This window comes from Caldisalinibacter kiritimatiensis (genome assembly GCF_000387765.1).
GTDB lineage: Bacteria > Bacillota > Clostridia > Tissierellales > Caldisalinibacteraceae > Caldisalinibacter > Caldisalinibacter kiritimatiensis.
This window is the reverse complement of record NZ_ARZA01000042.1, coordinates 1-10,542: the sequence shown is the minus strand read 5'-3', so window position 1 is coordinate 10,542 and position 10,542 is coordinate 1. Positions and strand designations below refer to the sequence as shown.

Genomic DNA, 10,542 nt, shown 5'->3' with positions numbered 1-10,542 from the left:
GTGATAAACTAAACGAAGACCTAGAGATACTGATAAATGGTGAACCAGTAAAGAAACTCAAAAACAGCAAAGAAGTATCTATTGAGGTGTATAATAATGACCTTATAGAAATAAATGGAGCTAAATGTAGAGAAAAAACTAAAGTAAAGGTTGTGGGCATAAGTAAAAATATAGATACTCCTAAACTCAATTCTACTGTAACAGTATGTCAAAGCATTGATATTTTAGGTAAGGTTATAATAAAATAGACTTGAGAGGTTATACAATTTGATATATAATATTATAGGAAAGTGGTGTGTCTATGAGAGTAGTATCAGTTAGAGGAGCTATAACCGTTGAAAATAATACTAAACAAGAAATAATTTTAAATACTAAGACTTTATTAGAAAACATTATTAAAAAAAACGATATTAAAATAACTGATATTATTAGTATTATATTTTCTGTAACTGACGACTTAGATGAAGCATATCCAGCTGTAGCTGCTAGAGAAATAGGATTAACCTATTGCAGTTTATTATGTCTTCAAGAAATGAAAGTTAAAAATAGCTTAAGGAAATGTATAAGAGTTTTACTATTATTTAATAGTGAATTAAAACAAAATCAAGTTAAACATATTTATCTAAAGGATGCGGTAAAATTAAGACCAGATTTAGCATAGTATTATAAACCACCCGTGAGGTGGTTATAGTTTTATTTAGGGAGGTATTAAGAATGAAAAAAATATCTATAGCAATTGATGGACCAGCAGGTGCAGGAAAAAGTACAATATCCAAAAAGGTTGCAAAAAAGCTAAATATAAACTATATCGATACAGGTGCAATGTATAGAGCAGTTACATTAAAAATGCTAAATAAAAAAATAGACTTATCTGACAAGGAGAATATCATTCAAGTTTTAAAAAACACTAAAATTAGTTATAAAAATAATCATATATATCTTGACGATGAACTAGTAGATAATAAAATCAGAACTAATGAAGTTTCTAACTCTGTGTCTTATATTGCAAAAATAAAAGAAGTAAGAGATATATTAGTAGAAATGCAAAGAAGAATATCTAAAAATACAAGCGTAATAATGGATGGAAGAGATATTGGGAGCAACGTCCTTCCTAATGCAGATTATAAGTTTTTCGTAACTGCATCTGTAGAAGAAAGAGGAAGAAGAAGGTATTTAGAGTTAAAAGAAAAAGGTATTAATGTTGAATTAAACGATATAATTGAAAAAATAAAAACTAGAGATAAAATTGACAGTACTAGAGCTATAGCTCCTCTAAAAAAATGTAAAGATGCAATAGTTATTGATACAACTAATAAAACAATTGATGAATGTATAGACGAAATACTATCGTATATAGTAGAAAGGAGGTAGTGAATGTCATTTTATAGTTTTGCTAAAGGGTTAATGTTTTTTTTACTTAAGCTCTTGTACAAGATAGAAGTTAACGGAATAGAGAATATACCTAATAAAGGAAAGGGTATTATTTGTTCTAATCATATAAGCTTACTAGACCCCATAGTAGTAGCAATAGCTACTCCAAGAAAAATTAACTTTATGGCAAAAAAAGAGCTATTTAATAATTCATTGTTAAGATTTTTACTAAATAAGTTAGGAGCTTTTCCGGTAGATAGAAAGGGTACCTCTTTATCTGCAGTAAAAAGCTCCCTTAAAGTATTAAAACAAGATAGTTTACTAGGAATATTTCCTGAAGGTACTAGAGTAAGAATAGAAAACATAGAAAATGCAAAACCAGGGATAAGTATGATTAGTATTAAAAGTAAGTCACCTATTATACCTATATATATCCAAACTAACTATAGAATTTTTAGTAAAATAACAGTACATATAGGACATCCTATTGAATTTTCAGATTACTATCGAGAGAAACTAACTACTGAAGACTATAAAAACTTAAGTAAAAATGTAATGAAAGAAATATATAGCTTGAAAAGTAATAATCAACCTTAAAAATTGCAAATATATTACTAGGAGGATGAACATTGAAAATTATACTAGCCGAAAATTCAGGATTTTGCTTTGGTGTTGAAAAAGCTATAAACACAGCAATTGAAGTTGTAAATAATGAAAATAAAAAAATATATTCTTTAGGTCCATTAATACACAATAACCAAGTGATAAACATGCTTAATAAAAAAGGCTTAGAAATCATTGATGATATTACCGATATTGATAATGGAAAAATAATAATTAGGTCACATGGTGTACCTTTTAATACAATACAATTAGCTAAACAACGTCATTTGGAAATTATTGACACCACATGTCCATTCGTAAAAAAAATTCAACTAAAGGTTAAAAAATATTATGAAAAGGGATATGCTATAGTAATTATAGGTAATCCCAAGCATCCTGAGGTTATTGGAATTAACGGTTGGTGTAATAATTCTGCACATATAATAAACTCGGAAAATGATATTGATGATATTCCAAAATATGATAAAATATGTATAGTAGCTCAAACTACAGCACGGAAAGACAAGTTCAATAAACTATCTAAATTAATATCTACAAAAGGTAGAGAAGTAAAAATTTTCAATACTATATGCAATGCTACAAAACTTAGGCAAGAAGCATGTAAAAAGGTAGCAAAAAAAGCTGATGCTATAGTTGTAATTGGAGGCTTTCACAGTTCTAACACGCAAAAGCTTGCTCAAATAAGTAGAAAGTTCTGTCCAAATACTTACCACATAGAAACAGCTGAACAACTACCTTTAGATAAACTAATTAACTGTGATATAGTTGGAGTTACTGCTGGTGCTTCTACGCCTGACTGGATAATTAAGGAGGTAATAGAAAAAATGAACAATGCTAATAATAAGATGAGCGAAATGATGAAGGCCATTGAAAATACAATGGTTGATATCCAAAGAGGTGATACTGTAGAAGGAACTGTAATAAGTGTATCTAAAGATGAAGTTATGGTTAATATAGGGTATAAATCTGATGGAATTATTAAAAGAAATGAATTAACAAGTGACCCTTTTAGTAATCCTGAAAATGTAGTTAAAGTAGGAGATAAAATTAAAGTCTATGTGTTAAGCTTAGACGATGGTGAAGGTAATGTTTTATTATCTAAAAAAAGAGTGGATTTTATTAAGGGTTGGAATGAACTTGAAGAAATATATAATAATAAGAAAACTGTTAAAGCTAAAGCAGTAGAAGTTGTTAAAGGGGGTATAATAGCAATTGTAAATGGGATTAGAGGTTTTATCCCTGCATCTCATATTTCTATAAATTACGTTAAAGAGCTGAAAGAATTTATTGGTAAAGAATTTTCTGTTGAAATAATAGAGTTTGATAAAAATAAAAAGAGATTAGTTTTATCTAGAAAAAATATTGAGAAAACTGAAATAGAACAAAAGAAAAACAAATTATTGGAGTCTTTAACGGAAGGCCAAAAAATAAACGGTGAAGTTAAAAGACTTACAGACTTCGGAGCCTTTGTTGAAATAGGTGGTATAGATGGCTTAATACATATTTCAGAATTATCTTGGGGTAGAATTAATCATCCATCTGAAGTAGTTAAAGAAGGTGATTTAGTAGAGACAATAGTATTAAAAGTCGATAAAGAAAACGAAAGAATCTCCCTAAGCTTAAAACAAATTAAACCGCAACCTTGGGAAAACGTAAAGAATCGATATAGTGAAGGAGACGTAATAAACGGAAAAGTCGTTAAGTTAACTAACTTTGGTGCCTTTGTGGAAATAGAACCTGGTTTAGAAGGTTTAGTTCATATTTCTCAAATTTCAAATGAACATATTGCAAAACCTTCTGAAAAGCTTACTGAAGGACAAAAAATAAAAGTAAAAATTTTGAATATTAAAGAAGAAGAAAAAAGAATGAGTTTAAGTATAAAAGAAGTTAATGAAGACGATGTGGAAAAATTCAAGGACTATCAAGAACCACAAGAAGAAATTACTGTCGAAGATATAATGAATAATAAATAGTTATTAAGGAAGGGAACTCTCCCTTCCTCATTTATATCTAACAGGATATTCATTATGAATAAAAAAAATAGAAATGTCAAAAATAATAGTGACCTCACAAAATACATTAAGACCCCCTTTACATTCTTTCTCTGTGGTATATTGCCACAGACTTTTTTTTTATGCTACAATTAATTATAATCTTTTTTAGTAAAGGGGTAACAAAATGGATAAATATGAATTTTTTAAGAAACAAATCTATAAACTTACTGATATCGACTTAAATCTTTATAAAGAAAAGCAAATGAGAAGAAGAATTAACTCACTAGCTAACCGTAATGGTTTTAAAGACTTAGAAGATTATTTTTATGCTATAAAAAAAGATAGAGAATTATTTAACGAATTTATTAACTATTTGACAATTAATGTTTCAGAGTTTTTTAGAAACCCTAAGCAATGGGAAGTTATGGAACATGATATTATACCTAATTTAATTAAAAGAAATGGTAAAATAAAAATATGGAATAGTGCTTGCTCAACAGGTGAAGAACCATACACATTAGCAATGATACTTACTAAATTCTATAATATAAACGAAATAAAAATTTTAGCTACAGATATTGATAAAGCTGCAATTGAAAAAGCAAAGATTGGAATTTATAACGAAAAAAGTTTAAAAAATGTGCATTCAGAATATAAGAAGAAGTTTTTTAAGAAAATAGGTAATTCTTATAAAATAGATGAATCTATTAAAAAGTGTATAGAATTTAAGCATCATAATCTATTGAAAGATGCATATCCTAAAGATAACCATTTGATTTTATGTAGAAATGTGATGATATATTTTACAGAAGAGGCAAAGGTAAAGTTATATAAAAATTTTTATGATTCATTGACTGATGATGGTGTATTATTTGTCGGTAGTACTGAGCAAATCATTTTACCAGAAAGATACAATTTCAAACCTATAAAAACATTTTTTTATGGTAAAGCAATCTAGTTGTCAATATAAATCTTATGTAAACTTTGATGAATATATTATTTACCAATAAGACTAAATGCATTAAGAAGTTGGCATTTAGTCTTTCTTTTTATGCAATTAACTACTTTATTCTACATATAGTTCTAAAGTATTACAGAATATTTTAACACGGTTTTAATTATATCGAAATTTGATGTTAAATTTTTTAATAATTTTGAAGGAATATTACACTATTTAAAGAATTAAATAATTATAAGGCTTAGGAGGTGACTTAATGATAGATCCAGAAAAAGAATATTCAATATCTGAAGTTTCAGAAATTACTGATTATCCACCACATGTTCTGAGATATTACGAAAAGGAATTTGAGTTAGAAATTCCAAGAAACAAATCTAATCACAGATATTACACATATAAGGAAATTGAAAAGCTAAAATATATAAAAACCCTTCAGGAAAAAGGGTTTACTAACAAGCAAATTAAATTAATTCTAAACTCACCAGAAGTATTAGTAAACGAAGGTAATGAGGAAACAGCAGTTACAACCTTAGTAAATCAAGATTCTAATAGTAAGCCTGAATTAACAAGCTTAACAAATCAGATACAGGACTTCCTAATAAACGAAATTAAACCTAAATTAGTAGAACGTGAAAATGCTAACTTACAAGCTATAGAAGAATTAAAGAATGAAATAGAAGAATTAAAAAGAGAAATTAGAAGTAAAGAACGTGACATTTTAATTTGTGAAAATGCTAAATTAAAAATGAAGGTTAAAGAAAAATCATATGAAGTTGTTGAGCTCAAAGAAAGATTACGAAAAGAAAAAGATGATAATAAAGGTATATTTAAAAAAATATTCAAAAGGAAGTAGTGAAATTCAACCAGATGGTTGGATTTCTTTATTTTTACTAATTATACTTAATGGTGCTTTGAATACTTTGCTAAAATCTGATAACATTAATTGTATGGGAACAATTTTATTATTTGCTTGGAGGTAGCATATGGATAAATTTAAAAACATTAAATTAAACAGAGAAAATTCTCAGCATTTATATATTCAGTTATCTAATGCAATAAAAAAAATGATAGTAACTGGGGAACTTGAACCAGATACAAAACTACCACCAATACGTAAACTAGCCAATAAATTAGGTGTAAATAATGTAACTATAGTAAATGCATATAAGCATCTTGAAAATGAAAATTATGTATATAAAAAAGTTGGTAGTGGCACATTTGTTAAACCTAAAATAGAATACCAAGAGATGGGGTTACATGTACCTATAGACACTGAATTTAATTCTGTAGGTAATGATTCTAAACTTATAAATTACGATATTATAACAAATGATGTAACAATAAACTTTGCAAGCGGAATGCCAACACCAGATTTATTTCCAGTATCTGACTTCAAAAAGGCATTAAACGAAATTCTAGATACAGACAAAGGTAATGCATTTGGTTATCAAGAAAGTCAAGGCTTTTATCCATTAAGATGCTCTATAAAAAATTATATTAAATCTTATAATATTGATAGTGAAACTGAGAATATACAAATTATATCTGGAGCTCAACAAGGAATAGATATAATTTCTAAAGCTTTAATTGACTATGGTGATGTTGTTTTTATAGAAAGCCCTACTTATAGAGGCGCAATTGCTTCATTTAAGTCTCGCTCTGCAAGAATTATTGAAATTCCTATTCAAGAAGATGGAATAAATATAAAATCATTAGAAAATAAACTAAAGGTTTTTACCCCTAAGTTTATATATGTTATGCCAAATTTTCAAAATCCAACTGGTTATACTTATTCTAATAATAAAAAAGAAAAGCTACTTGACTTAGCAAAAAAATATGATTTTTACATTATTGAAGATGATTATTTAAGCGAGCTTTCTTTTAATAATCTAAAAGGTTTTCCACTTAAATCTATTGATAAATATGATAGAGTAATTTATATAAAAAGTTTTTCTAAGATTTTTATGCCGGGTCTAAGATTAGGTTTTATGATATTTCCTTTATCTGTATATAATGATGTGATATCTGCTAAACATGTATCTGATATTTCAACCTCTGGTCTTATTCAAAGAACATTTAATTTATATTTACGTAAAGGAATCTGGCAAAAGCATATTCAATATATGCAAACCATATATAAAAAAAGGTTCCAAATTATGACTAATAGTCTAAATAAATATTTACCAAAACAAGTTCATATAAATTTACCAAAAGGAGGATTAAACTTTTGGATTTCATTACCCAATGGCTTTTCATCTAATGAATTATATAATCTATGTATAAAAAATAATATTGTCATAGTTCCAGGTTCAGTGTTTTATAAAGATAAAAACGATAGCAATTATTTTAGATTGAATACTGCCTCAGTTTATACTGAGCAAATAGATGAAGGTATAAAGAAGTTATCAAACATTCTAATACAATTCTTAAAAATATACGGCAATAAAGAATTAAGACCTACTACACCTTTATTGTAAGTTATTTGGTTAATTAAATTTAAAAATGAATAAGTTCATATGAACTTATTCATTTTTAAATTTAAACTCATTTTCTGATATATATATTATTTCATCCATAGGGTCCATTAATATATTTTTTGAAGGATTTAAATATGTATTTGAATCCCTATAAATACCCACTAAAGTAATATTTTTTTCCATTAATTCAATAGCTAATTGTTTATAAGATAATCCTACATATTTAGAAGGTAGCTTAGACTGATAAAACTCGTTTCCATATGAATTTGTTATTAATTCTTTTATCGCTTTACTTACACCTTTATATAAAACACTCCTAACTAAGATTTTACTCTCGATTTCGCTACTAATTAATATATCGTTAACATTTGCTCTTTTAAAATGTATAATATTTGAATTGTTAATAACTTCAGCTACCAAATAAATGTCAGGATTTATTCTGTCTATAGCCAATGCAATAAGAACCGACCTACCATCTATCATATCCTCTTCATTAATATCTTTATCAGCTAAAATAATACCAATTTTAGCTTGTTGTATGTTAGCTCTACTCAAAGTTTTTTCATTTGTTGGGTCACCTTTTATATAAGAGATATTCTCATTATTTGGATAAGGGTTCTGCTCTAATTTGTTATCTATCAAAGCTATTTTTATATTTTTATTTTCATTTATTAATTCTTCAATTATTGACTTTGAACGAAAATTCCAACCTATAATTACTATATGTTTTTTAAATATAACATCCACTAAGCCCATTCCTTTTTTTAATTTTTCTTCTACAAAAATTGAAGCAAAAGAAGCAGTAATAAAACCAAATATACCAATGCCAATTAACATAAGCAAAATAGCAATACTTCTCCCTGTTGGAGTAACTGGATATATATCTCCATAACCAACTGTAGTACTAGTTACAAATCCCCACCAAAATGCATCATTTAAACTGCTTATTTTCTCGTTATGATTTTTTTCACAAAAGTAAAATATAAGGGAACAAATGACTATAAACAAAATTGCTATAAACAGAGATTTATATAGTTTAGACGAAACTAGTGATATATGTAGTTTTTTGAAGAAAGTTAGTAAATTTAATATAATTATTCACTCCTTAGGAAGCTATTTTAAAAAATACAAAACAACTACATATATAGTTGTAATTTGCTTAAATATTTAGAATTCTAGTGATATTTGGCGATAACTTATGTTTTTCCCTGGAAATAACTTTATATAATAAAATATTCTAATATTTACATATAATTAAGCCTATAAAAAAAATCATATTCCCAAAACTAAAAATAGAAAGGAGAAATCATATGAATTCAGATCTGAAAGATTCTAATTGTCTACCAAAAGAAATAATAATGTATAAAAACAAGATTTCTAATTCATTTGACCCTATAAGAAAAGAAATAATCGGCTTTAGTAAATTATCTTATATAATGAATAATATTACTCCTTTTCCAGTAGATAAGAATGAATATTATAAGCATAAATATGAAGGTAACTCTAACCATTTTTTAACTATGTTAGCTTATAACTATATATCTTATAAACTAAAAGATAAAACTAAGCTATATTTAAATAGTAAGGAGCTTTATTATAGTATTAGTTTTATTACAAGATTTTTTGAATATGAGACTCCTATAAATACCACTAATAATAGTATTATATGGATATATCCTAATTATACAATGAAACAATTTTTAGCAAATTGTATAAAAAATAATAAGCTCAATATTTCGTTTGTTGATAATAGTACTTTAACTAAACTAATTATGATAATGGCTGCTTTTGTTAAATATGAATATGATAATGTTGATAAAAACTTTTTTACAGATGATGATTTACTAAATCTGCCTACTTTAATATTAGCTAATATTAAGCTATATGAAAAAGGTTTTTTAAAATTAGTGGAAACGAACGAAGGCGTCGGAGTTGTTGTAGATTTAACTCCCAGAGAAGAACAAGAAAAAAACTTTACAAGTGATATCAATAGACTTAAACATAACATAATTGATGTAATAAACCAAATAGAGAAAGGTAAATATACTATAAATGATTTTATAGAATAGATTGAATTCTATTCTATTTTATGTATGCAATGTAATCAAAATCTAGTTGCAAATATTAGTAATATAATATATAAAAAAACATATAATGCAATAATTTTTTGCTTACGTTGCAATTTTCTGAAAATAGACTTGACATAATAACTATATGATGGTATAATATACATGTAAATACTTAATATAACGGAGGGATGTTATGAAAAGAAATTTAATTGATAGTAAATTAAATTCATTCTCAACAAGTAGATTAAAGAAGTGTGGCTCAATAACATGTATTCATAATATTGACGGATACTGCAATATGGAAAAATGTGAAATTTTCGAAAGAACATTAAAACAAGAATATTAAAATAAAAGAGAAAGAGATTAAATCCTCTTTCTCCATTAATCACCTTAATTGGTGTTTTTTTATTTTTTGTTCTTATATTTTTTTAATCCTTCTTTTATAATATTCATAGCTTTTTTTAGAGATTCTTCATTTAAAACATATGAGATTCTTACCTCGTTTTTGCCAAGACCTTTTGTAGCATAGAATCCCTCCGCAGGAGCCATCATTACAGTTTCATTGTCTATATCAAATTCTCTTAATAACCAAATTACAAAATCTTCTGCATTTTCTATTGGTAATTTTGCAATTATATAAAATGCTCCATGGGGTTTCTTGCATATCACACCTTCAATATCGTTAAGTGCACTATACACTATATCTCTTCTTTTCTTATATTCTTCAACAACTTCATCAAAATAATTATCTGGTACGTTAACCAATTCTGCTGCTCCAATTTGTTCAATAGTTGCAACACATAATCTGCTTTGGCATAATTTTAATATCTGCTTAATTAATTCTTTGTTTTTTGAAGCAATTGAACCTATTCTAGCACCACATGCACTATATCTCTTTGATATACTATCTGTAATAATAACTCTATCTGAAATATCTTCTAAATGAGCAAAACTCATATACTCAAAATCGTCATATATAAATTCTCTGTACACTTCATCTGCAACTATAAATAAATCGTTTTCTTTAGCTATATCTCTTAACATAAGCA

Annotated in this window: 12 protein-coding genes; 10 read left to right on the top strand and 2 right to left on the bottom strand. The window is 26.6% G+C overall.

Annotated elements, in window-relative coordinates; all coding sequences use genetic code 11:
- From L21TH_RS14440 to pdxR, 8 genes are all read left to right on the top strand, one after another.
- On the top strand, window positions 1-248 hold a 248-nt coding region (locus L21TH_RS14440), incomplete at its 5' end, for a hypothetical protein (RefSeq protein WP_034428996.1).
- Window positions 249-301: 53 nt separating this feature from the next.
- Window positions 302-661: a chorismate mutase gene (gene aroH, locus L21TH_RS01435; RefSeq protein ID WP_006307260.1), complete on the top strand. Its 360-nt coding sequence runs from the start codon at window positions 302-304 to the stop codon at window positions 659-661.
- Window positions 662-714: 53 nt separating this feature from the next.
- On the top strand, window positions 715-1,371 hold the full coding sequence (gene cmk, locus L21TH_RS01430) for a (d)CMP kinase (protein ID WP_006307259.1): 657 nt from the start codon (window positions 715-717) through the stop codon (window positions 1,369-1,371).
- A 3-nt stretch (window positions 1,372-1,374) separates the two neighbouring features.
- Window positions 1,375-1,968, top strand: a complete 594-nt coding sequence (locus tag L21TH_RS01425) for a lysophospholipid acyltransferase family protein (protein ID WP_006307258.1) — start codon at window positions 1,375-1,377, stop codon at window positions 1,966-1,968.
- Window positions 1,969-2,000: 32 nt separating this feature from the next.
- A complete protein-coding gene (locus tag L21TH_RS01420) occupies window positions 2,001-3,968 on the top strand; it encodes a bifunctional 4-hydroxy-3-methylbut-2-enyl diphosphate reductase/30S ribosomal protein S1 (RefSeq protein WP_006307257.1) in 1,968 nt (655 codons plus the stop codon).
- Window positions 3,969-4,173: 205 nt separating this feature from the next.
- Entirely contained in the window at window positions 4,174-4,947 is a 774-nt protein-coding gene (locus L21TH_RS01415) for a CheR family methyltransferase (RefSeq protein WP_006307256.1), read from the top strand.
- Window positions 4,948-5,203: 256 nt separating this feature from the next.
- Window positions 5,204-5,800: a MerR family transcriptional regulator gene (locus L21TH_RS01410; RefSeq protein ID WP_006307255.1), complete on the top strand. Its 597-nt coding sequence runs from the start codon at window positions 5,204-5,206 to the stop codon at window positions 5,798-5,800.
- A 130-nt stretch (window positions 5,801-5,930) separates the two neighbouring features.
- The gene (pdxR, locus tag L21TH_RS01405) at window positions 5,931-7,424 is read left to right on the top strand and encodes a MocR-like pyridoxine biosynthesis transcription factor PdxR (protein ID WP_006307254.1); all 1,494 of its coding nucleotides are present in this window, start codon (window positions 5,931-5,933) and stop codon (window positions 7,422-7,424) included.
- A gap of 45 nt (window positions 7,425-7,469) precedes the next feature.
- Here pdxR and L21TH_RS01400 read toward each other — a convergent pair whose 3' ends face one another.
- Window positions 7,470-8,516 (bottom strand): potassium channel family protein, encoded by a 1,047-nt coding sequence (locus L21TH_RS01400; protein ID WP_278244276.1) that lies wholly within the window; start codon window positions 8,514-8,516, stop codon window positions 7,470-7,472.
- Between the two features lie 218 nt (window positions 8,517-8,734).
- On the opposite strand from L21TH_RS01400, the gene L21TH_RS01395 reads away from it, so the two are divergent.
- Window positions 8,735-9,493: a hypothetical protein gene (locus L21TH_RS01395; protein ID WP_006307252.1), complete on the top strand. Its 759-nt coding sequence runs from the start codon at window positions 8,735-8,737 to the stop codon at window positions 9,491-9,493.
- Between the two features lie 193 nt (window positions 9,494-9,686).
- The gene (locus L21TH_RS14175) at window positions 9,687-9,839 is read left to right on the top strand and encodes a hypothetical protein (RefSeq protein ID WP_006307251.1); all 153 of its coding nucleotides are present in this window, start codon (window positions 9,687-9,689) and stop codon (window positions 9,837-9,839) included.
- Between the two features lie 59 nt (window positions 9,840-9,898).
- Here the strand turns inward: L21TH_RS14175 and L21TH_RS01390 are convergent.
- Window positions 9,899-10,542: aminotransferase class I/II-fold pyridoxal phosphate-dependent enzyme (locus L21TH_RS01390; protein WP_034428991.1), on the bottom strand; the 644-nt coding region annotated here is incomplete at its 5' end.